Raw genomic sequence first — 22,747 nt, 5'->3', positions numbered from 1 at the left:
TAATTTTTTCTTTATGAAATCAATTAGGCTGTGGGTGCGCATCTACAGCCTTTTCTTTTTGAGAAAATCAGGTCCTGTTTCCGGAGGAAATCAATGTATTATTTAACTGCAGAAGCATCATTCGACGGCGCTCATTTTTTGGCCGGCTACGAAGGCAAGTGTTCTAATCTTCATGGTCATCGCTGGAGAGTGATTCTAAAAATAAAGGCTAGCGAGCTTCAGGCTGAGGGTCAGCAGCGCGGCATGGTTGTAGATTTTGGTGATGTAAAAAATGCTCTCAAAAAAGAGACAGATTTCTTTGATCACACATTTATATATGAAGAAGGATCACTAAAGGAGACAACTGTTGCAGCTCTCAATGAGGAAAACTTCCTTATGAGAGTGGTTCCTTTCAGACCTACAGCAGAAAACTTTTCAAAGTATTTTTATGAGAAGTTTGAGGAATACGGCTTTGAGGTTGCTGAAGTGACTGTATATGAAACTCCAAACAACTGCGCAAGCTATAGCAAGTAGGAGGAGTTATGTCGGTATTTAATGTAGTAGAAAAATTCGTAAGCATAAACGGTGAAGGTCAGCATGCCGGTGAGCTTGCAGTGTTCATCAGGCTTCGTGGCTGCAATCTTAGCTGTAGCTATTGTGACACCAGATGGGCTTGTACAGCAGATGCTCCTGCAGAGGAAATGACAGAAACACAGATTGTGGACTACGTCATCTCTACTGGAGTGAAGCGTGTTACTCTTACAGGCGGTGAGCCACTTCTTTCGCCACATGTTATTGATTTGTTAAAGGCCTTTGCTGCCAACCCTGATATTTTTGTTGAGATAGAAACAAATGGAAGTGTTGATATACATCCATTTGCTTGTATAGATAATCCGCCAGCATTCACTCTTGATTACAAGTTGGCAGGTTCGGGAATGGAAGATAAAATGCTTCTTTCAAACTTTGATGTTCTTACAGCAAAGGACACAGTCAAGTTTGTTTGTTCTGATGTAAGTGAACTTGATAAGGTTTGTGAGATTGTTGATGATTATCGTATTTCCGATAAATGTACTTGCTTGATAAGTCCTGTGTTTGGACGAATTGAGCCAGCAGACATGGTTGATTATCTGATTGACCACAAAAGAAATGATATAAGATTGCAGTTACAACTTCACAAATTCATTTGGGATCCAAATAAACGAGGTGTTTAAGAGAGGTAAATCATGGCTATAAATAAAGAGCTTATTAAAGAAAGCATTAGAAATATTATTATTGCCCTTGGTGATGACCCTGAAAGAGCAGGACTTAAGGAGACTCCTGATAGAGTTGCTCGCATGTACGAAGAAGTTTTTGAGGGCATGAATTACACAAATGAACAGATTGCAGAGATGTTCAACAAGACCTTTGATGAGGATTATTACGATGAAACAAATCAGGATCTTGTTTTTGTAAAGGACATCGAAGTTTTCTCATATTGCGAGCATCATCTTGCGCTTATGTACGATATGAAAGTAAGCGTTGCCTACATTCCAAAGGGCAAGGTCATCGGTCTTTCAAAAATCGCACGTATTGCTGATATGGCTGCGAAGCGTCTTCAGCTTCAGGAACGTATCGGCAACGATATTGCAGAAATCATCCAGATGGTTACAGGCTCTGAGGATGTAGCAGTATTTATTGAGGCAAGTCATAGTTGCATGACTGCCAGAGGAATTAAAAATGCCAGTGCAAAGACCCATACACAGACATTAAGAGGTCGTTTCAAGACTGACAGAGATTTACTTCAGAGATTATTATAAGGAGAATTGAAATGAAAGCTTTAGTACTTGTTAGCGGAGGCTTGGACAGCACAACTTGTCTTGCCTTGGCAGTAAAAGAATATGGACATGAAAACGTGGTGGGACTTTCTATTTTCTATGGTCAGCGTCACGATAAGGAAATCAAAGCAGCGGATGATGTTTGCGAATACTACAAAGTGGAGCATATCACACTTGATTTATCTACAATGTTCCAGTTCAGCGATTGCACATTGCTTCAGCATTCTGACGGAGAAATCCCAGAGGAGTCATATGACAAACAGCTTGAAAAGACAGATGGCAAGCCAGTAAGCACCTATGTGCCTTTCAGAAATGGATTGTTCCTTTCTAGCGCTGCAGCAATTGCACTTTCTAAGGGGTGCTCGAAAATCTATTATGGTGCTCATGCTGATGATGCAGCTGGTAACGCATATCCGGATTGCTCAAGCGATTTCAACAACGCTATGAACACAGCAATCTACGAAGGAAGTGGAAAGCAGCTTTCAATCGAGGCACCGTTTATCAATAAGAATAAAGCTGGTGTTGTAAAGGTTGGCATGGAGCTTGGAGTTCCTTATGAACTCACATGGTCATGCTATGAAGGCCATGACAAGGCATGCGGAAAATGCGGTACATGTATCGACAGAATTGCAGCCTTTGAATTAAATGGAATCAAAGATCCGATTGAGTATGAGAATTAATTAGGAGGTCTACTATGACAGATAGCAGAAAAGAAGAAGGAACACTTACACTTTTAGGAAATAAAAATAACGTATACCCAGACAACTACGCACCAGAGATGCTTCAGACATTCATTAATAAGCATCCTGAGAATGACTATTTTGTAAAATTCAACTGCCCAGAGTTTACATCACTTTGTCCAATCACTGGCCAGCCAGATTTTGCAAACATCATCATCTCTTATGTGCCAGGTGAAAAGATGGTAGAGAGCAAGTCATTAAAGCTTTACTTATTCAGCTTCAGAAATCACGGTGATTTCCATGAGGATTGCGTAAACATCATCATGAAGGATTTAATAAAGCTTATGGATCCTAAGTACATCGAAGTTTGGGGTAAGTTCACTCCAAGAGGAGGAATCTCTATCGACCCATATTGCAACTACGGTAAGCCAGGAACTAAGTGGGAAAAGGTTGCAGAGGACAGACTTTTCAATCATGATATGTATCCAGAAAAAGTAGATAACAGATAATAAATATGATAAATTTAAAGGCAGACAGATAGTCTGTCTTTATTTTATTTCTGGGAGATTTTTATGAGAATATTAATTACAAATGACGACGGTATAAATTCAGATGGAATTATTCGTTTGGCCAGAGCAGCTAAGGAGTTTGGTGAGGTTTGGGTGGTTGCACCTGAAAGCCAAAGAAGTGCAGCAAGCCACAGCATTTCCCTTCATAATTCCATTGATGTTTACCCATGTGAGGAATTTCCTGTAGAGGGTGTTTTTGCATATTCTTGCAGTGGAACACCAGGAGATTGCGTTAGAGTTGGCGGATTGAGCGTTATGCCTGAGCGCCCCGATGTGATTCTTTCAGGAATTAATTTTGGATACAATTGTGCTTCGGATATTCAGTATTCAGCTACCTGCGGAGCAGCCTTTGAGGGAGCCTTCCAAGGGTATCACGCAATAGCTCTTTCGGAAGGAGCTTGTGATTGCCATCAGGTAACTGACAAATATATAAAGCAGGTTTTAAAGAAGCTTTTGGCGGAGCCACTTGCTCCAGGAATGATTCATAATGTCAACTTCCCAGGATGCGAATTATCAGATTGTGGGGGTATTTTATACGACAGAAAAGTTTCCCGAGGAATGTTTTATAAAGACTCCTATGATGTGGTGGAAAACCTTGATGATGGCGGCGTCAGATACATGGTAAATGGCTGCTATACACCGGTTGCAGAGGAGGGCACTGACTTTGATGCAATCCTTAATAACTATGTGTCTGTCGGGGTTGTAAATAATGTAGGTTATTGATATAATTACGATAGTTTTTCTATGATTTTTAGGAGGCAGATATGGCAGAGAACAAGAATTTTGTTATAAATATTAATGGCGATGGCGGTGTAAACATCTCTGAAGAGGTTGTTGGTATTATCGCTGGCCTTGGTGCAGTTGAGGTTGATGGCGTTGAGTCACTTGCAGGCAACCTTACAGCTGAAACTATTTCAAAGGCAGGTCAGGGAAAGCTTGCAAAGGCTATCAGAGTAGTAGACAGCGAGCCAGGCAAAATCTCAGTACACATGGCTATCAATATGAAGTATGGCTACGAAATCCCAAAGGTTTCAGGCATGGTTCAGGAAAAGGTTAAGTCAGCAGTTGAGACTATGACAGGTCTTGAGGTTACAGCTGTAGATATTCGTATCGCAACTGTTAGCGTTGCAGCAAACAATTAATTAGGATTTATTTATTTTTTATGCATATTAATGTATAATTATGGGGTGCTATTTTAAGTAGCACCCTATATTAGTCTAAACTATTAGATTTTCAGGAGTTTGTATTTATGAATAGACATGAAATTAGAAAAGAAGTTTTTAAGGCTGTATTTATGAATGAGTTTCATGATACAGAGGAAATGGATAGCGTAATCAGCACATTCCTTGGCGGCCGTGACAATGCAGAGGCAGAGGATCTTGCTAAAAACAACAAGACAGCTGAGGATGAGGAATACATCAAGACAAAGTCTGAGGATATCATTGCTAAGATTCCAGAAATCGACGAGCTCATCAACAAGTCAGTTGACGGCTGGAAGACATCACGTATGGCAAAGGTTGATTTAACACTTATCAGACTTGCTTTATACGAAATCAAATTCGAGAATCTTCCTGTTGGTGTTGCTATCAATGAGGCAGTTTCACTTGCTGATGAATTCGGTACGGATTCTTCTGCAGGATTCGTTAATGGAGCACTTGCTAAATTAGTATAATGAATAAAAATGTATATAGTGTATCTCAGATAAATACATATATTGAGCGTATGTTTTCTGATGATTTTATGCTTGGAAACCTTTCCTTATCAGGGGAGGTTTCTAATTGCAAATACAATCATACAGGACACATATATTTTACTTTGAAGGATGATAAATCATCTATTTCATGTGTAATGTTTGCTGGCAAGCGAGCAAAGGGGCTGAAGTTCAACATGAAGGATGGCGACCAAATAGTGGTTACCGGATATGTTGGAATCTACGCAGCGGCTGGCAGATATCAAGTGTATGCAAACGAGATAGAGCTGGCGGGAGTTGGCGATTTATATCAGCGTTTCGAAGCATTAAAGCAGGAGCTTGAGGAAAGCGGAATGTTTGATGCTATGTACAAAAAGCCTATTCCAAGTCATGCCATGAGAATCGGTATCATCACAGCTCCTACAGGAGCGGCTGTTCACGATATCATCCGTGTATCAAAGACACGAAATCCTTTTGTAGAATTGATTCTTTATCCAGCACAGGTTCAGGGTGAGGGGGCAGTGCCTTCCATCATCTCTGGAATCAATTGTCTGGATGAGATGAATCTGGATGTTATCATCCTAGGTCGTGGTGGTGGTTCCATCGAAGACCTTTGGGCCTTCAATGAGGAGCCGGTAGCACGAGCTATTTTCAAAGCCAACACACCAATCATATCTGCCGTTGGCCACGAAACGGATTTTACTATTGCAGACTTTGTTGCAGATAAAAGAGCAGCAACGCCTTCTCAGGCTGCAGAGCTTGCAAATTTTGTTTACGAGGATTTTGCAAGGACTTGCGAAAGGTATTCTGACAGACTTAACAGCACATTGGATTTTAAGCTTTCATCCATCACAGCTCAGCTTGAGAATTACAAATTACGATTACAATCTCTCAGGCCAGAGAACAAAATCAAGGCAAATCAGGACAAGCTTAACCACTTGTACGATAGGCTTAATAGTCTGATGAATGCAAAAATAGAACGCTACGAAAGCCGTTTGATAGCAGCTTCAGGTAGATTGGATGGTCTTTCTCCAACCAAGCGATTGGCTTCCGGTTTTGGTTATGTGACAGGCCCAGATGGAAAAAAGGTTGATAGCGTATCAAATCTTTCCATTGGAGATAGCCTTAGTATCAGAGTAAAGGATGGTATGCTGGAGAGTCAAATCACCAGCATTTCCAAGGATAAATAGGAGCACGTATGGCAGAAAAAGAAATAAAAGAGACAACAATCGAAGAAAGCTTTCAGGCTCTCGATGAGATTATCACAAAGATGGAATCAGCAGATGTTACTTTGGATGAATCCTTTGCTTTGTATAAAAGTGGAATGGAAGAGCTTCAAAAAGCTAATTCTAAAATAGAACAGACAAAGAAAGCTGTCATGGCAATCAGCAAAGATGGCGGTCTTGAGGTGTTTGAGGGGGTTGAGTAAAATGGACATTAAAAACGAACTTAGTGTTAGGGCAGAATCAGCACAGGATGTTGTGTGCAGATTTTTGCCAGATGTAGAGGGTTTACAGGGCATTATATTTGATGCCATGGAATATGGGGTAACAGCAGGTGGTAAACGTCTGCGTCCAATCCTTATGAACGAGACATTTCAGCTTTTCGGTGGTAGTGGCGATGTTATCGAGCCATTTATGGCTGCCATTGAAATGATTCATACATATTCGTTGATTCACGATGACTTACCAGCTATGGATAATGATGAGCTTCGTCGTGGAAAGCCTACGGTGCATGTGGCATACGGTGAGGCAATGGGCATACTTGCAGGAGATGCTCTTTTAAACTATGCTTTCGAGACTGCATTAAATGCTTATGATGCAGATGTAGACGTAGTTAGAGTTACTGAGGCAATGCGTATTCTGGCCAGAAAAGCCGGCGTATTTGGTATGATAGGTGGCCAGGTTGTAGATGTAGAAGCAGAAAAGAAGCAATTGGAAATGACAGAAGACAGGCTTCATTTCATCTACGAGCTTAAGACTGGTGCTTTGATTGAGGCATCTATGATGATAGGTGCTGTTTTAGCAGGGGCCAGCGAGGATCAGGTTTCTCTTGTTGAACGAGTTGCCGGTAAAATCGGCATGGCTTTCCAAATTCAGGACGATATCCTTGATATCGAAGGAGATGAAGCAAAGCTTGGTAAGCCAATTGGTTCAGATGAGAAAAATGAAAAATGTACTTACGTTACATTTGCAGGTATAGAAAAATCCAAGGAAGAGGTAAAGCGTCTTACAGATGAGGCGGTTGAGGAACTTAATAGCTTAGACAATCACAACGAGTTTTTAAATGAGCTACTTAAATACCTTGTCTACAGAGACAATTAAGATAGATTATGGTTCTTGAAAAAATAAAGCAACCTAATGATATAAAGAATTTAACAGAGGAAGAAATACAGGCACTTCCAGCTGAAATCAGAAGCTTTCTTATTGAGCATCTTTCAAAGACTGGTGGTCATTTGGCTTCCAATCTTGGAACTGTAGAACTCACAATTGCTCTTCATATGCTTCTTGATTTCCCAAAGGATAAGCTTGTTTGGGATGTAGGTCATCAGGCATACACCCACAAAATTCTTACTGGCAGAGCAAATGAATTTGATCATCTCCGTCAGTACGGCGGAATCAGTGGATTCCCTAAAAGAGTTGAGAGCCCTTGCGACAGTTTTGATACAGGTCACAGTTCCACATCTCTTTCTGCAGCTTTAGGTTATTGCATGGCAAGGGATTTGGCAGGTGATGACTATAAAGTTTGCGCCGTTATTGGTGATGGAGCTCTTACTGGTGGACTTGCTTACGAAGCTTTGAATAATGCTTCTCGTTTAAAGAAGTCCAACTTCCTTATCGTTCTTAATGATAATGAAATGTCCATCTCTAAAAATGTAGGTGGTATGTCTACAAATCTTGAGCGTCTTCGTACTAGCTCAAAATACGTAGGCCTTAAAAATAACGTACTTTCATCTTTGGAAAGTTGGCCAAATGGTGAGCGCATCATCAGAAAGATTCGTAGCACAAAAAATGGTATCAAGTCTTTGATGGTTCCTAACATGGTTTTTGAGGATTTAGGAATCATGTATCTTGGCCCAGTTGATGGCCACGATATTAAGGCGATGATGGAGACATTCAATATGGCTATGGGTATCAACGGCCCAGTGCTTGTTCACGTTATTACTAAAAAGGGTAATGGTTATGAGCCTGCGGAGCGTCATCCATCCAGATTCCATGGTACCGATATTTTCGAAATCGAGACAGGACTTCCAAAACGCAATCCAAATCCTGGTTACACAGATGTATTCTCCACTGTAATGCGTAAGATGGGAGATCGCAACCCAGAGGTTGTAGCTATTACAGCAGCTATGGCTGAGGGCGCTGGATTAAAGCGTTTCAGAAATATGTTCCCAGACCGATTCTTCGATGTGGGAATTGCAGAAGAGCATGCGGTTACATTTGCGGCTGGCTTAGCACTTGGCGGTCGCATTCCTGTATTTGCTGTATATTCATCATTCTTACAGCGTGCATATGATCAAATCCTTGAGGATGTTTGCTTGCAAAATCTTCATGTGATTTTTGCAATTGATAGAGCAGGTCTTGTTGGTGCAGACGGTAGCACACATCAGGGTATATTTGATGTTTCATTCCTTACAGCTATGCCCAATATGACAGTGATGGCTCCAAAGAACAAATGGGAGCTTTCAGATATGATGAAATTTGCAGTGGCTTACGATGGCCCAATCGCCATTAGATATCCTAGAGGTGAAGCATACTGCGGATTAAAGGAGCACAGAGCTGAAATCGTCCTTGGTAAATCCGAGGAGATAAAAGCAGGTTCAAAGGTAATGCTTTTTGCGCTTGGTTCCATGGTGAAAAAGGCAGAGGAAGTGGAAGAGCTTCTAAAGGCCCAGGGAATCGATGCTGGTATCTGCAATGCCAGATTTGCAAAGCCACTTGACCAGGCTTATCTTGATAAAATCAAAAACGAATACGATTTAATTGTTACATTGGAAGAAAACGTTATCACTGGCGGATTCGGTCAGCAGGTTCAGGCTTATCTTGATGATAATGGCTATAATGGTCAGGTTCTTAAGATTGCTGTTCCAGATGAGTTTGTTAGACATGGCAGTGTTACACTTTTGTTTAAGGAGCTTGGCATGGATGCTGAGTCCATTACAAATCGTATTTTAGAAAAATTAGGATAGTAATATGAAAGAAAGACTTGATATAGTATTAGTAGATAGAGGGTTTGCTCCTTCTCGTGAAAAAGCCAAAACCATGATTATGGAAGGTAATGTTTTCGTTAAAGGAAACAGAGAGGATAAAGCAGGCACTAAAATAGATGTAGATGCAGATATCGAAATCCACGGACAGCAGCTGAAATACGTTAGCCGTGGAGGTCTCAAACTTGAAAAGGCTATGACTCACTTTGATATTTCCTTAGATGGAAAGGTTTGTATGGATATCGGCGCATCCACTGGTGGATTTACTGATTGCATGCTTCAAAATGGAGCTACAAAGGTATTCTCTGTAGATGTTGGATATGGACAGTTCGCTTGGAAGCTTCGTCAGGATCCTAGAGTTGTTTGCATGGAAAAGACAAACATCAGATATGTCACTGTAGAGGACATCGGCGAGCAGCTTGATTTCGCTTCAGTTGATGTATCATTTATCAGTCTTACAAAGGTACTTGGCCCAGCAAAGGCACTTCTTAAGGATGATGCAGAAATGGTTTGCCTCATCAAGCCACAGTTTGAAGCTGGACGTGAAAAGGTTGGAAAGAAGGGCGTTGTCCGTGATCCAGCTGTTCACGAAGAAGTTATTAATACAATTATTGATTTTGTAAAAGAAATTGGTTTTTATGTTCTTCATTTGGAATATTCCCCAATCAAGGGACCAGAAGGAAACATAGAATACCTCATTCATATATCAACACAGGAAAAACAGGGGGATGCTATTGATGTTGCTGCAACAGTAGCAGCTGCACATGGTAGCTTAGACAAATAATGAAGAATTTCTTAATTGTTGCAAGGTCTTTTAGTGATTTACATGAAAAATACATCAACATTATTCGTGATTACATTTCTGCACATGGCGGAATGTGCATTCTTGATCTGGACACTTGCCCAGACAGCTCTGAAACACAGGTAACTGTTGGTGATAATATTGAATGTATCATTACTGTCGGTGGCGATGGAACAGTAGTTAGAGTTGCCCAGAATGTTACAAATCGAAAGATTCCTATCGTTGGTCTTAACTGCGGCCATTTGGGCTATCTTTGTGATATGACTGTTGATAATGTAGAGCACTGCTTGGATCAATTACTTAGCGACAATTATAAGATTGATGAGAGAATGATGCTTGAGGGTGATTGTTCTAGTGATGAGGACAATCGTTTTAGAGCGTTAAATGATATTGTAGTTGCATCTGATGCTGCAGGGCTTTATGTGTTAAACCTTACAGTAAAGGTAAATGGAATTCAGCTGTATTCCCACAATTGTGATGGACTTATTGTTTCCACACCTACAGGCTCAACTGCTTATAATCTTTCTGCCAACGGCCCTATTGTTAGCCCTCATGCAGATTGCATTGTTTTGACACCAATCAACCCTCATACACTTAATTCACGAAGCATTATTTTGGCCTCAAATGATGAGGTTGAAGTTAGTATAGAGGCTCGTCATGAAGAGGACGAACCAAAAGCAAACATTATTTACGATGGAACTCTTAGACAAACTCTCAAAAAGGGTGAGGTTTTAAAAATCCATCGTTCAAAGATTACATCCAACATGGTTATGTTAGAAAACGTTAATTTCTTGGAACGTATTCGAGCTAGGATGCAGGAGATTTAAATGAAGATTGAAAGACAGGCAAAGATACTAGAGTTAATAGTAAAAAATGAAATAGGAACTCAGGAGGAGCTTACAGCTCGCCTTGAGGAAGCTGGATTTAACGCCACACAGGCTACAGTTTCCAGAGATATACGCGAAATGAAGCTTACAAAGGTTGCCGATGCAGCTGGAAAGCTACGTTACGTTGCTTACAAGACTACCGAGGATGATATGAATGAAAAGTATATTCGTATTTTCTTGGATGGTTTTGTTTCAATGGACAACGCTCAGAATATTTTAGTTATCAAGACTGTTTCAGGTATGGCTATGGCTGTTGCGGCAGCTTTGGACCATATGGATTTTGCAGAAATAGTTGGCTCAATAGCAGGTGACGATACTATTATGTGCGCTGTCAGAAGCATTGATGATACTGTCGTTTTAATGGGGAAACTAAAACGAATCATCGAGAAATAAAAGGTTGGTGCAAGGATCCTTTTACACAGAAACGCGGGCATAGAAAAGGAGAATTAAATGCTAGCTAGTTTGCACGTTAAAAACTTAGCCCTTATTGATGAAGAGGAGATTATTTTTTCTAAGGGGCTTAATATCTTATCGGGAGAAACCGGAGCAGGTAAATCTATCATTTTGGGAGCACTTCATTTAAGTCTTGGAGACAAGGCATCTAAGGATTTTCTTAGAGATGCTGATTCTGAGGCATTTGTGGAAGCTGTATACCTTATCAATGATGAAAGTACAAAGGAAGCTCTGAGAGAAATGGGAGTGGAGCCATACGATGACGAAGTGATTATGTCTAGAAGAATCACTGAATCTCGCGCCGTTGGAAAGATTAATGGCGAGCAGGTTCCAGCTGCAAAGATGAAAGAAGTTGGGGCGTTGTTACTTGATATCTACGGACAGAAGGAACATCAGTCACTTCTTAATACAAAGCGCCACATGGAGCTTTTAGATGAGTTTGCTAAAAATGAAATTGGCGATTTAAAGGATAAAATCGCTGAATCTTACAAGAATTATAAAACACTTACAGCAGAGCTTGAAGAAGCAAAGCAAAGTGATGTTTCAAAGGAAAGAGAAATTGTTCTTTTGGAGCATGAAATAAACGAAATTGAGTCTGCTAATTTAAAAATAGGTGAGGATGAAGAGCTTGAGGATGAATACAAGCGTCTTTCGAACTTTAGCCGCACCATGGAATATTTTGGTAGAGCTCATGAAGCTATGGCAGGAGATGGCGGTGTTTCTGATGCCATCAGTTCTGCAATATCGGATATACGATATATAGAATCTATCGATGACAGAGCATCAGAATTCCTTTCTATGCTCAACGACGCTGATAGCATTATTTCAGATTTCAACAGAGAGCTTTCAAGCTACATGTCTGACGCATCTTTTGATGCTGGCAGATTCAACGAAGTAGAGCTTCGTCTTAATGAAATCAACAGGCTCAAGGACAAATACGGTTCCACAATCGAAGCTGTTTTACAGGAACTTGCTGCTCGTCAGGAAAAGAAGGCTAAATTCGAATCCTTTGATGAGTACTTGGCAGAATTAAAGCACAAGGTGGATGTTGCTACAAAAGAGCTTGATGATTTATGTCAGAAGCTTTCTGATATTCGCAGAAAGTGTGCAACAGAACTTTCTAAAAAGATGCAGGAAGCAATGAGCGATTTGAACTTCCTTAATTCTGAATTCGAAATGCATCTTACAAAGCTTGATCACTACACAGCAGATGGTTTTGATAGTGGTGAGTTTATGATTTGCACAAACCCAGGTGAACCACTTCGTCCACTTAAGGATATTGCTTCAGGCGGTGAAATGAGCCGTATTATGCTTGCAATTAAGACTGTTCTTGCTTCAGGTGGCGGAATCGATACTCTTATTTTTGATGAGATTGATGCTGGTATTTCTGGTAGAACTGCACAGGCAGTATCAGAAAAGCTTTCTACTGTAGCAGATAAGCATCAGGTTATTTGTATCACACATTTACCTCAGATTGCTGCTATGGCAGATACTCACTTCCTAATTGAAAAGAATGTAGAGCAGGGTCATACAATTTCAGGTATTAAAAAGCTTTACGACGATGATACAATCCAGGAGCTTGCAAGAATGCTTGGCGGTAGTGCAATTACAGATGCGGTTCTTACAAATGCCAGAGAAATGAAGGAATTAGCTAATAGCTATAAAAATAAAGCTTGATTTTAAAATTGAATCTTGATATATTAATATCCGCATGGCAACATGCGGATCATTTTTTCTTTATATAAATCCCAATACTTTTTATATCATATTATTATGATTACTGAAAAATTACATATAGATAGAATTGATTTTGCCCTTATGTTTAAAGACCTTGAGGAGGCAAAAACTCGTATTATATACAAGCTTATGAACAAGGAGAGGAATAAGAAGCTTTTAGAGAAAGTGCCTCACGTTGAATATCTGGATTTGGCCATTGTGTTCTATTATTTATTTCCTAGTGACAATGAGGATGAATTCAAGGGGTTCATGCTTAATAATGAGCACATGCTTATGCTTGATCTTAGCGTGACAGATTTGATGAATGCGGCAAGTGCTAATACTCAGCGTATTCTTGGTTTGAAGTTTCAGGGAATATTTTCTACAATAGCAGAAATTACTGGAGCAGAAGATATGTATGATGCTGCAGCTATAGAGGATGGTTTTATTCCGCTTCAGGTATTATCTAATCGTTTGGGAACATACGGAGCATCAGCTATTTTGTATAAGGATGTAATCAAAGATATCGCTGAAAGAATGAAATCGAATCTTTTCATAATTCCATGTTCTATTCATGAGGTTTTGATTTATAGAGAAATGAAAAACTGCCAGATAGGAATCGATGATCTTAAGGAAATGATTTCGATGGTTAATCAAAATGAAGTTCCTGAAGAAGATATTCTATCTGACAGTTTGTATTATTATTCTTTAAAGAACAATGCTATTTGCATAATTTAATATGCCTTGAGCTTTTTCCAAAGAGTAGTGGTATAGTCCAATGTTTCGTCATCGTAGGCGTTGTACAAATCGCATCGAGCAAGTGTTTCCTTTGTAGGGAATACTGTTTCGTCTGCAAGTGTTTCAGCGTCTTCGTTGTCGGCTACAGTGAGATTAGGGGTAGCATACCAAACATATTCAAAGTTTTCTGTGGCTGCCTCTTCCTCACACATAAAATCAATCCATTTCATTGCCGCATCGTAGTGCTTACATGTACGAGGAACAAACCATGAATCAATCCAAAGGTTGCCACCTTCTTTTGGAACGGTGTAAGCAAGCTTGTCATTGTACTCCATACCCATAGCAGCTTCGCCAGAGTAGCATACAGCCATGGCAGCATCTTCTGAAACCATGCATTCGTATGTTTCATCCATTAGATAAGCGTAAACATACTGCTTTTCGTCACAAAGCATGTCGAATGCTTCATCAAGCTCTGCCTTGCTAGTAGTGTTGATATTGTACTGGAGCAACTTCAGTGGAACCATAAATGCATCACGCTGTGAGTTAATCATAACGATTTGATTTTTGTAGGCTGGGTCCCAAAGGCAGTTCCAACTGCTAACTGTTTCTTCATCAACCTTTTCAGTGTTGTAAAGAATACCTACTGTGCCGTAGAAGTAAGGAACGGTGTATTTGTGAGTAGGGTCGAAGGCTTCTGATGCTTCGATAATGGTTGGGTCAATGTTTTCGTAATACTGAAGTGAGTTGTAATCGATTGGGATTAGCTCACCTTCCTTACGAAGTGTTTCAATCATGTAATCGGAAGTACAGATTACATCGTAATTGATTGAGCCTGCTTTGTATTTAGCGTACATATCCTCAACTGATTCGTATTCTTCGTATTTTACAGTGATGCCGGTTTCCTTCTGGAAACGCTTTAAAACATCGGCCTCGATATATTTTCCGTAATTTAAAACAACTAATGTGTCGTCGCTGGCTGCATCATTACCACAAGCTGTGAATGAAAAGCAACTAGTAAAAGTGAGACACAGGAGGCTACAGATAATAATAAGCTTTTTCTTCATCGTCTAGCTGATACCTCCTTTTTAGAACCTTTAAAGTTTGTAGCAATAAGCATCATGAATGCTAAAAGGAAGAGGAGAGTTGAAAGTGCGTAAAGCTCTGGCTGAATACCTTTTCTAAGCTCTGTGTAAAGCATAGTTGAAAGGGTGTTGACTCCGGCTCCCTTTGTAAAGTATGTGATTGTGAAATCATCAAGTGACATTGTAAATGCCATTAAAAATCCTGAAAGCACGCCAGGAAAAATCTCTGGCCATATTACCTTGTAAAATGCGTACCAAGGTGTAGCACCTAAATCCATAGCAGCTTCATAGCAAGCATCAGACATAGACTGAAGCTTTGGCAATACATTGAAAATGACGTATGGCACTGAAAATGCTATATGAGCAAGTACAACTGAAAACTCTCCAAGTGATGAGAATCGTGTAAACAGAAGCATAAGTGAAATACCTGTAACGATATCTGCATTTAAGAGTGGAATGTTTGTTGCTCCAAGCATTATAGCGGCATGGCGCTTTTTCATGCGGTTGATACCGATAGCTGCAGATGTACCAAGGATTGTAGCAAGGATGCTTGATGAAAGTGTTATCTTGAGTGTAGTGAACAAAGCATCCATGATAGTGTCGTTGGAAGGAAGATTGAGGTACCATTGGATGGTGAATCCTCCCCATACTGTTCGTGACATAGAATTATTGAATGATAAAACTATGAGAACAAGTATTGGTGCATATAAAAATAGGAATATTAATGCTAAGTATAAAGTAGAGGCGCCTTTTTTGATTTTTTTCATAGAAGCATACCTCCATTCTCGGAATCATCGAGCTTGTTCATGATGCTCATTGAAGCAAGAACGAATAGCATAAGGATGATTGATAATCCAGATCCTAAATTCCAGTTTCTAGCGAGAGTAAATTCTTGCTCAATAACATTTCCGATTAATAATACCTTTCCTCCACCAAGTAAGTTGGAAACAACGAAAGATGAGAGGGCAGGTACGAATACCATAATAATTCCAGATATAATTCCATCTCTTGAAAGAGGGATAGTTATTTTAATAAATGTGTTTAGCCAGTTTGAACCAAGGTCCGCAGCTGCTTCAATTACATCGTCACTGATTTTTGAAAGTGAGTTGTAAATAGGAAGTATCATGTATGGCAAAAAGTCATATACCATACCAAGGATAACAGCGGCTTTTGTATAAAGGATGTGCACTGTTGGAAGACCAAGTGCTGTAAGTATGCTGTTTAAAATACCGTTGTTGGAAAGAATATTCTGCCAAGCAAGGATACGAAGCATGAAATTCATCCACATTGGAAGGATAAACAAAAATACAATAAATCCTTTATTTGTGATTTTAAGGTTGTGAAGTATCAAAGCTACTGGGTAAGCCATAATAAGGCAGATAACAGTAGTGATAAAGGCAACCTGAATAGACAGACCGAGTGATTTTAAATGAACTGGATCTGCTATAGCTGTAAGGTTTTCAATTGTTAAGCCTCCATCGCCATTTGTGATGGCATAGCCAAGGATGTAAAACAAAGGAAGGATGGTGCAAATCAACACCCATATTGCATAAGGCATGGCGAGAAAGCTAGTGCGTAGCTTATTAATCATCCTCCTTAAGTACCTCCTCGTCCTCTGATTCAGGTTTGTTCATAATCTGAATGTTGAATGGAATAACGTTTAGTGAAACGTGCTGACCAATTTCGAAGTACTTTGTGGTGTGTACTAACCATTCATACTGGCCACACTGAACATCTAATTCGTAGTGAACACCCTTGAATAAGCAGTCGGTAATGACACCGTCCATGAAACCTTCGCCTGGCTTGCCAAGCTCAACATCCTCTGGACGAATAACAACGTCTACAGGCTTCATAGTACCGAATCCCTTATCAACACATGGAACCTGAACCCCAAGGAATGAAACAAGCTCATCCTTAATCATGATTCCTTCTATAATATTGCTTTCTCCAATGAAATCGGCAACGAAAGCGTTTTCAGGCTCGTTGTAGATGTCCTCTGGAGTACCAATCTGCTGGATGTAGCCCTGGTTCATGACAACAATTGTGTCTGACATGGTAAGGGCTTCTTCCTGGTCATGAGTTACATATATGAATGTAATACCAAGCTCTTGCTTGATTTTCATAAGCTCGTACTGCATGCTCTGACGAAGCTTTAAATCGAGAGCACCAAGTGGCTCATCTAATAGAAGAACCTTTGGTTCGTTAACGATAGCTCGTGCAATGGCAATACGTTGTTGCTGACCACCAGAAAGAGAATCAATTGAACGATTTTCAAATCCATCAAGGTTAACAAGCTTTAATGCATACTTGATTTTGTCGTCGATATATTCTTTTGATTTCTTTTGGATTTTCAATCCGAAGGCAATGTTTTCCTCAATTGTCATGTGAGGGAATAGTGCGTACTTCTGGAAAACCGTGTTGATTGGACGAAGGTTTGCAGGAAGTGCAGTAATATCATTACCATTTAAATAAATCTTACCTGAATCAGGCTTTTCAAAACCACCTAAAAGACGAAGAGTGGTTGTCTTACCGCAGCCGGATGGACCTAAAAGAGTAACAAAAGAGTTCTCCTTAACGGAGAGGTCTAGCTCATCAAGAACTAGCTGCTTACCGTAGCTTTTTGATACGTGATCGAATTGAATAAATTCCAATTAATCATCCTCCTTATACATTCATAACATTTACTTTACCCATAGTAATGTAGGTAAAATAAAAGCTCCGAATCAGACTCGAACTGACGACCCCCTCATTACGAGTGAGGTGCTCTACCAACTGAGCTATCGGAGCTTATGAAAAAAGCCTATATAGCCTTAATCCATGCGAGATTAAGTGTAATATAACGGTTGGAAAAAATCAATTAAAAACTCAATTAAAATGTTGAGAAAATCAATATGTTTTATTATAATGACACTTGTACCAAAATTTATTATTAGTGGGGATTTAAAATGGAAACAAAAAAGAAAAATTTACCTGCATTTAACATTAAGGAGTTCTTCACAAAAGAAAATCTTCCTTTAATTACACTTATAGCCCTTGGAATTTTCGCAATCGTTGCTATCGTAGTTTCACTCGTTGCATTTAAGATTAATGTAGTAGTGGCATGCGTGATGGTTATTTTGGAGGCTGCACTTGCTGCCTGCCTTAATAAAATTCCTATTTGGATTCATGGACTTGTCATCATTGCTCAGATTGTCTGCGGCATCATGGCATCTCAGGTTCCTTTCATGATCCTTATGGCATGTGTTTATATATTTGCAATTGTTTTTTTATATATTTGGTCAAGTTATGATTCGTCAAAATTATCAAAATAAGCTAGATAAATTAATAGAGAACTTAGAAAAAGAAGGCCGAGTGCCTTCTTTATTGTTACATAGCTGTTGTGGTCCATGTAGTAGCTACTGTATAGAGTACTTGTCTCAGTATTTCAATGTTACTGTATTTTACTACAATCCTAATATTTATCCTGATGATGAGTATTATCATCGTGTAAAGGAACAGCAACGCTTTATCAACGAATTTCCAACCAAGCATCCGGTTGCTTTTATTGAGGGAGATTACGATAAAGACAGCTTCTACGAAATAGCAAAGGGTCTTGAAAATGAGCCGGAAAAAGGTGCTAGATGCCACAAGTGTTATGATCTTCGTTTGAGACGTACTGCGATGGTTGCAAAAGAAAAAGGCTTTGACTTTTTCACAACAACGCTTACAATATCACCAATGAAAGATTCCCAGGTGCTTAATGAAATCGGCATGAAAATCGCCGAAGAACTAGAAATACCTTGGCTTCCAAGTGATTTTAAAAAGAGGGAAGGGTATAAGCGAAGCACTGAGCTTTCAAAGGAATACGACATGTATAGGCAGGATTACTGCGGATGTGTCTATTCTTATAGAGACAGACAGTTACAGAAACAACAGGCAAGTATGGAGGATTAGTTATGGCGCAGTTATGGGGTGGAAGATTCACCAAGGCTACAGATCAAATTGTTTACGATTTCAATGCTTCTATCAATTTTGATAAAAAGCTTTTCGAGCAGGATGTAAGAGGCAGCAGAGCACATGTTACTATGTTGGCATCTGTTGGAGTTATCACAGATGATGAGAAAAATCAGATTCTTGCTGGTCTTGATGGAATCGAAGCTGATGTTAAGTCTGGTGCACTTCAGATAACATCTGAGTATGAGGACGTACACAGCTTTGTTGAAGCAAATCTGATTGATAGAATCGGAGATGCTGGAAAGAAGCTCCATACTGGACGTTCCAGAAATGACCAGGTTGCTCTTGATATGAAGCTCTACACAAGAGAGCAGGTCAACTCTACAGCCAAAGCTTTGGAACACCTGTTAAATACAATTCTTGGCATCATGGAAGAAAACATCGACACCATCATGCCAGGCTTCACACATCTTCAAAAGGCTCAGCCTATTACAGTTGCCCATCATATGGGAGCCTACTTCGAAATGTTTAAGAGAGATGTTATGCGCTTGGCTTTCATCAACTCATCAATGTACACTTGTCCATTGGGCTCTGGCGCCTTGGCTGGAACCACATATCCTTTAGATAGAGATATGACAGCAAAGCTTCTTGGCTTTGAGATTCCTACATTGAATTCAATGGACGGTGTTTCCGATAGAGATTATCTTATTGAGTTCTTATCAGCACTTTGTATTATCCAGATGCATCTTTCTCGTTTTTCCGAGGAAATCATCATCTGGAACAGTAATGAATACAGATTTATCGAAATCGATGATGCCTTCTCTACAGGAAGCTCTATTATGCCACAGAAGAAGAATCCTGATATTGCAGAGCTTGTACGTGGAAAGACTGGTCGTGTGTATGGTGCTTTGATGTCACTGCTTACTACAATGAAGGGCATACCTCTTGCTTACAATAAAGACATGCAGGAGGACAAGGAGATGTCCTTTGATGCTATGAAGACAGTGCAGGATTGCATAATTCTGTTCGATGGTATGCTTTCTACAATCAAATTTAACAAAGATGTGATGGCAAAAAGTGCTAGAAACGGCTTTACAAATGCCACTGATGCAGCTGATTATCTTGTAAATAAGGGCGTGCCTTTCAGAGATGCACACGGAATCATTGGTCAAATCGTTTTGGCTTGCATCGATAAGGGGATTGCCATTGATGATATGTCTTTGGAGGAGCTTAGAAGCTATTCTGAAGCTTTCGATGAAGATATCTTCGATGCGATTTCTATGGAGACTTGCGTAAACAAGCGCCTTACCGTTGGCGCTCCAGGGCATGATGTTATGTTAGATGAAATTCAGTTATGCAAGGATTTTATGAAGAATATTCCAGAACATTTTAGTTTTGAGTAATAATTATGCAAGGAGTTGTTAAATTTGTTTAATTTCTCCTTGCATTTATTATATAGTTTGATTATAATCTAGTCTAATGACGGACATTTGTCCGCGACACAAATACAAAAGTAAGGAGAAGTTTGAAATGAGCGAGAAATTAAGAGTCGGAATTCTTGGTGGTACTGGTATGGTTGGTCAGAGATTTATTTCTCTACTTGAGAATCATCCATGGTTCGAGGTTACAACTATTGCAGCTTCACCACGTTCTGCGGGACAGCGTTATGAGGATGCAGTGGGTGGAAGATGGAAGATGGATACTCCAATGCCTGCAGCTGTAAAGGACATCATTGTAAAGAACGTTAATGAGGTTGAAGAAGTAGCTAAAGAAGTAGACTTCGTATTCTCTGCAGTTGATATGTCTAAGGATGAAATCAAGGCAATCGAAGAAGCTTACGCTAAAACTGAGACTCCAGTAGTTTCAAACAACTCAGCACATAGATGGACTCCAGATGTACCTATGGTAGTTCCAGAAATCAATCCTCAGCACATGGAGGTTATCAAGTATCAGAGACAGAGACTTGGTACAACTAGAGGATTCGTCGCAGTTAAGCCTAACTGCTCAATTCAGTCATATGCTCCAGTTCTTACAGCTTGGAAGGAATTTGAGCCATATGAGGTAGTTGTTACAACATATCAGGCTATTTCAGGTGCAGGAAAGACATTTAAGGATTGGCCAGAGATGGAGCACAACATCATCCCATTTATCTCAGGTGAAGAAGAGAAGTCTGAGAAGGAGCCACTTAGAATTTGGGGCGAAATCAAGGACGGTGTTATCGTTCCAGCTGATAATGTAAAGATTACTAGCCAGTGTATCCGTGTTCCAGTTCTTAACGGACATACAGCAGCTGTATTTGTTAAGTTCAAGAAACAGCCTACAAAGCAGCAGCTTATCGATGCTATTAATAATTTCTCTGGCGTTCCACAGGAGCTTAAGCTTCCATCAGCACCAAAGCAGTTCATCAGATACATGGAAGAGGATAACAGACCTCAGGTATCACTTGATGTTGACTATGAGAACGGCATGGGTGTTTCTGTTGGACGTATTCGTGAGGATAGCATCTACGATTGGAAGTTCGTTGGATTGTCACACAACACAGTACGTGGTGCTGCAGGTGGTGCAGTTCTTTGTGCAGAGCTTCTTAAGGCACAGGGTTATATCACAGCTAAATAAGAAATTCCCGATTTTAAGGTAAGCACAGTAGATTGTGCTTACCTTTTTTGTGATATAAATATATTTTATAAATTAAATTCAAATAAAATACTTTTTTAGTGTAGTCTGCTAAAGTGAATTGTGTTATTATAGTACTCGTACTTAGTGAATTGACGTTTTTTTGGGAGAATAATATGACACGAACCAACGAACTTAAGAAGCTAGAAACTATTTACCAAGAGAATAAAAGCAACCTTGTGCTTTTATATGGCAGACGTGGCTGCGGCTGTGAGTCCGTTCTAGATGAATTTACAACTGGCAAGGATTATCTTTATTACCGTAGCCGTCAATGCTCAGACAACAAGCAGCTAAAGTATCTTAATGATCAGATGGCATCTGCTTATGATAAAAAGATGGAATCTGAGTCTTTTGACGAGTGTTTCAAGAACTTCAAATCTAAAGATGGCTCAAAGCTTGTATTTATTATTGATGAAGCTCAGTTTTCTATCAAAAAGAATAATGACTTATTTGCAAGCCTTGTTTCTTTAAAGAATAGAAAGCTTTATCCAGGCAAGATTATGATCATTATCGCTAGTTCTTCAATTGTATGGTCTGAAAATACTTTTGCAGAATTCGCTGGCAATTCTATTAATGAAATTGATGAGACTATCAAGCTTGAGAATCATTCATTCCTTGATATTGTAAGGGCATTTCCTAATTATACTGTTGCTCAGTGTGTTAGCACATACGGTATCATCGGTGGTGTTTCTGATTACCTGGACAGATGGAATGGTAAAAAGAGCATTAAGGCAAATGTCTGTGAAAATATATTATCTCCAACAGGATTTCTTTACTCAGAGGCTGAGGGATACATTTCTTCAGAGCTTAGAGAATTATCTTGTTACAACACAATCTTAGGTTCAATTGCGGCAGGCAATGAAAAGCTTAATGATTTGTTTGAGGATACAGGATATTCAAGAGCAAAGATTTCTGTATATATGAAAAACTTGGCGGCATTTGATGTTATAGATAAGGTTGTTTCCTTTGAGACAGGCGGATGGGACAATACAAAAAAGGGTATCTACAGAATTGTTGAGCCTTACATAAATTTCTGGTTCACATTTGTATATCCTCATTTATCAGAGCTGATTTCACACACACCAGAAGCTTTCTATGACAAGTTCATTGCTCCATATTTGGATGAGTACTTACAGAATTATTTCGTGGATGTTTGTCGTGAATATTTACATCTATTAAATATGGTAGGCCAGCTACCAATCAAGCTTGTAAAAATTGGTACATGGCTTGGTAAAGAAGGAACAATCGATGTAATCGGTCAAAGCTCTAACAGAGAAAATGTTGTTGGTATTTGCAACTGGACAGAGAAGACTATGGGATACGAAACATACGAAAAGCTGCTTGATTCTATGAAGCAGGCTCGTATCACTGCAAACACCATTTTCCTTTTCTCAGCAACTAAGTTTGATAACAAATTAGTTGAGCTTTCAAAAGAAAATAAATCTGTTGTGTTGGTGGACATGACGGAGCTATAAAGTTATAATATTTAGAGCCCCTCGCCTTTGGCTAGGGGCTCTAAATTAT

26 protein-coding genes and 1 tRNA gene are annotated in these 22,747 nt (G+C 39.6%); 22 read left to right on the top strand and 5 right to left on the bottom strand.

Annotated elements, in window-relative coordinates:
• The first annotated feature begins 93 nt into the window (after positions 1-93).
• The 17 genes from BO15_RS0110500 (at position 94) to BO15_RS0110420 (ending at position 13,535) form a co-directional block, all read left to right on the top strand.
• Positions 94-513, top strand: coding sequence for a 6-pyruvoyl trahydropterin synthase family protein (locus BO15_RS0110500; protein WP_033154278.1), 420 nt, complete (start codon positions 94-96; stop codon positions 511-513).
• An 8-nt stretch (positions 514-521) separates the two neighbouring features.
• Positions 522-1,190: a putative 7-carboxy-7-deazaguanine synthase QueE gene (gene queE, locus BO15_RS0110495; protein WP_033154277.1), complete on the top strand. Its 669-nt coding sequence runs from the start codon at positions 522-524 to the stop codon at positions 1,188-1,190.
• 12 nt (positions 1,191-1,202) lie between these two features.
• Complete coding sequence (gene folE / locus BO15_RS0110490) at positions 1,203-1,775, top strand: GTP cyclohydrolase I FolE (protein ID WP_033154276.1); 573 nt, start codon at positions 1,203-1,205, stop codon at positions 1,773-1,775.
• Between the two features lie 11 nt (positions 1,776-1,786).
• Positions 1,787-2,473, top strand: coding sequence for a 7-cyano-7-deazaguanine synthase QueC (gene queC, locus BO15_RS0110485; protein WP_033154275.1), 687 nt, complete (start codon positions 1,787-1,789; stop codon positions 2,471-2,473).
• Between the two features lie 14 nt (positions 2,474-2,487).
• A complete protein-coding gene (gene queF, locus BO15_RS0110480; RefSeq protein WP_033154274.1) occupies positions 2,488-2,982 on the top strand; it encodes a preQ(1) synthase in 495 nt (164 codons plus the stop codon).
• Between the two features lie 63 nt (positions 2,983-3,045).
• Positions 3,046-3,765: a 5'/3'-nucleotidase SurE gene (surE, locus tag BO15_RS0110475; RefSeq protein ID WP_033154273.1), complete on the top strand. Its 720-nt coding sequence runs from the start codon at positions 3,046-3,048 to the stop codon at positions 3,763-3,765.
• Positions 3,766-3,806: 41 nt separating this feature from the next.
• Positions 3,807-4,184, top strand: coding sequence for an Asp23/Gls24 family envelope stress response protein (locus tag BO15_RS0110470; protein WP_033154272.1), 378 nt, complete (start codon positions 3,807-3,809; stop codon positions 4,182-4,184).
• A gap of 107 nt (positions 4,185-4,291) precedes the next feature.
• On the top strand, positions 4,292-4,714 hold the full coding sequence (gene nusB / locus BO15_RS0110465) for a transcription antitermination factor NusB (RefSeq protein ID WP_033154271.1): 423 nt from the start codon (positions 4,292-4,294) through the stop codon (positions 4,712-4,714).
• Entirely contained in the window at positions 4,714-5,922 is a 1,209-nt protein-coding gene (xseA, locus tag BO15_RS0110460; RefSeq protein WP_033154270.1) for an exodeoxyribonuclease VII large subunit, read from the top strand. The genes nusB and xseA overlap by 1 nt, the downstream gene beginning before the upstream one ends.
• An 8-nt stretch (positions 5,923-5,930) precedes the next feature.
• Positions 5,931-6,161 carry an exodeoxyribonuclease VII small subunit gene (gene xseB, locus BO15_RS0110455; RefSeq protein WP_033154269.1) on the top strand — a complete coding sequence of 77 codons (231 nt, stop codon included), beginning with the start codon at positions 5,931-5,933 and terminating at the stop codon, positions 6,159-6,161.
• Position 6,162: 1 nt separating this feature from the next.
• Positions 6,163-7,056: a polyprenyl synthetase family protein gene (locus BO15_RS0110450; RefSeq protein ID WP_033154268.1), complete on the top strand. Its 894-nt coding sequence runs from the start codon at positions 6,163-6,165 to the stop codon at positions 7,054-7,056.
• Positions 7,057-7,064: 8 nt separating this feature from the next.
• On the top strand, positions 7,065-8,921 hold the full coding sequence (dxs, locus tag BO15_RS0110445; protein ID WP_033154267.1) for a 1-deoxy-D-xylulose-5-phosphate synthase: 1,857 nt from the start codon (positions 7,065-7,067) through the stop codon (positions 8,919-8,921).
• A gap of 4 nt (positions 8,922-8,925) precedes the next feature.
• Positions 8,926-9,723 (top strand): TlyA family RNA methyltransferase, encoded by a 798-nt coding sequence (locus BO15_RS0110440; protein ID WP_033154266.1) that lies wholly within the window; start codon positions 8,926-8,928, stop codon positions 9,721-9,723.
• The gene (locus BO15_RS0110435; RefSeq protein ID WP_033154265.1) at positions 9,723-10,568 is read left to right on the top strand and encodes an NAD(+)/NADH kinase; all 846 of its coding nucleotides are present in this window, start codon (positions 9,723-9,725) and stop codon (positions 10,566-10,568) included. Before BO15_RS0110440 ends, BO15_RS0110435 begins: the two co-directional genes overlap by 1 nt.
• The gene (gene argR, locus BO15_RS0110430; protein ID WP_033154264.1) at positions 10,569-11,021 is read left to right on the top strand and encodes an arginine repressor; all 453 of its coding nucleotides are present in this window, start codon (positions 10,569-10,571) and stop codon (positions 11,019-11,021) included. It abuts the gene before it with no gap.
• 57 nt (positions 11,022-11,078) lie between these two features.
• Positions 11,079-12,758 carry a DNA repair protein RecN gene (gene recN, locus BO15_RS0110425; RefSeq protein WP_033154263.1) on the top strand — a complete coding sequence of 560 codons (1,680 nt, stop codon included), beginning with the start codon at positions 11,079-11,081 and terminating at the stop codon, positions 12,756-12,758.
• A gap of 96 nt (positions 12,759-12,854) precedes the next feature.
• Positions 12,855-13,535, top strand: coding sequence for a DUF5688 family protein (locus BO15_RS0110420; RefSeq protein ID WP_157752342.1), 681 nt, complete (start codon positions 12,855-12,857; stop codon positions 13,533-13,535).
• On the opposite strand, the gene BO15_RS0110415 is transcribed toward BO15_RS0110420, so the two are convergent.
• The 5 genes from BO15_RS0110415 to BO15_RS0110395 form a co-directional block, all read right to left on the bottom strand.
• A complete protein-coding gene (locus BO15_RS0110415; protein ID WP_033154261.1) occupies positions 13,532-14,599 on the bottom strand; it encodes an ABC transporter substrate-binding protein in 1,068 nt (355 codons plus the stop codon). The genes BO15_RS0110420 and BO15_RS0110415 overlap by 4 nt on opposite strands.
• Entirely contained in the window at positions 14,596-15,384 is a 789-nt protein-coding gene (locus BO15_RS0110410; RefSeq protein ID WP_033154260.1) for an ABC transporter permease, read from the bottom strand. The genes BO15_RS0110415 and BO15_RS0110410 overlap by 4 nt, the downstream gene beginning before the upstream one ends.
• Positions 15,381-16,208 carry an ABC transporter permease gene (locus BO15_RS0110405; RefSeq protein WP_033154259.1) on the bottom strand — a complete coding sequence of 276 codons (828 nt, stop codon included), beginning with the start codon at positions 16,206-16,208 and terminating at the stop codon, positions 15,381-15,383. Before BO15_RS0110405 ends, BO15_RS0110410 begins: the two co-directional genes overlap by 4 nt.
• Positions 16,201-17,268: an ABC transporter ATP-binding protein gene (locus tag BO15_RS0110400; protein WP_033154258.1), complete on the bottom strand. Its 1,068-nt coding sequence runs from the start codon at positions 17,266-17,268 to the stop codon at positions 16,201-16,203. Before BO15_RS0110400 ends, BO15_RS0110405 begins: the two co-directional genes overlap by 8 nt.
• 63 nt (positions 17,269-17,331) lie before the next feature.
• Positions 17,332-17,404 (bottom strand) — tRNA-Thr (locus BO15_RS0110395).
• Between the two features lie 158 nt (positions 17,405-17,562).
• Between BO15_RS0110395 and BO15_RS0110390 the strand changes: the two genes are divergently transcribed.
• The 5 genes from BO15_RS0110390 (at position 17,563) to BO15_RS0110370 (ending at position 22,698) form a co-directional block, all read left to right on the top strand.
• Positions 17,563-17,928 (top strand): hypothetical protein, encoded by a 366-nt coding sequence (locus BO15_RS0110390; protein WP_052169889.1) that lies wholly within the window; start codon positions 17,563-17,565, stop codon positions 17,926-17,928.
• Complete coding sequence (locus BO15_RS0110385; protein WP_033154257.1) at positions 17,903-18,550, top strand: epoxyqueuosine reductase QueH; 648 nt, start codon at positions 17,903-17,905, stop codon at positions 18,548-18,550. Before BO15_RS0110390 ends, BO15_RS0110385 begins: the two co-directional genes overlap by 26 nt.
• 2 nt (positions 18,551-18,552) lie before the next feature.
• Positions 18,553-19,953, top strand: a complete 1,401-nt coding sequence (gene argH / locus BO15_RS0110380) for an argininosuccinate lyase (protein ID WP_033154256.1) — start codon at positions 18,553-18,555, stop codon at positions 19,951-19,953.
• A 127-nt stretch (positions 19,954-20,080) separates the two neighbouring features.
• Positions 20,081-21,166 (top strand): aspartate-semialdehyde dehydrogenase, encoded by a 1,086-nt coding sequence (asd, locus tag BO15_RS0110375; RefSeq protein WP_033154255.1) that lies wholly within the window; start codon positions 20,081-20,083, stop codon positions 21,164-21,166.
• A gap of 173 nt (positions 21,167-21,339) precedes the next feature.
• A complete protein-coding gene (locus tag BO15_RS0110370; RefSeq protein ID WP_033154254.1) occupies positions 21,340-22,698 on the top strand; it encodes an ATP-binding protein in 1,359 nt (452 codons plus the stop codon).
• The last annotated feature ends 49 nt before the right edge of the window (positions 22,699-22,747 follow it).

This window comes from Pseudobutyrivibrio ruminis HUN009, from assembly GCF_000703005.1.
GTDB classification, from domain to species: domain Bacteria; phylum Bacillota; class Clostridia; order Lachnospirales; family Lachnospiraceae; genus Pseudobutyrivibrio; species Pseudobutyrivibrio ruminis_A.
Note: the sequence above shows the minus strand (reverse complement) of the source record. Positions and strands in the feature narration are given on the sequence as shown.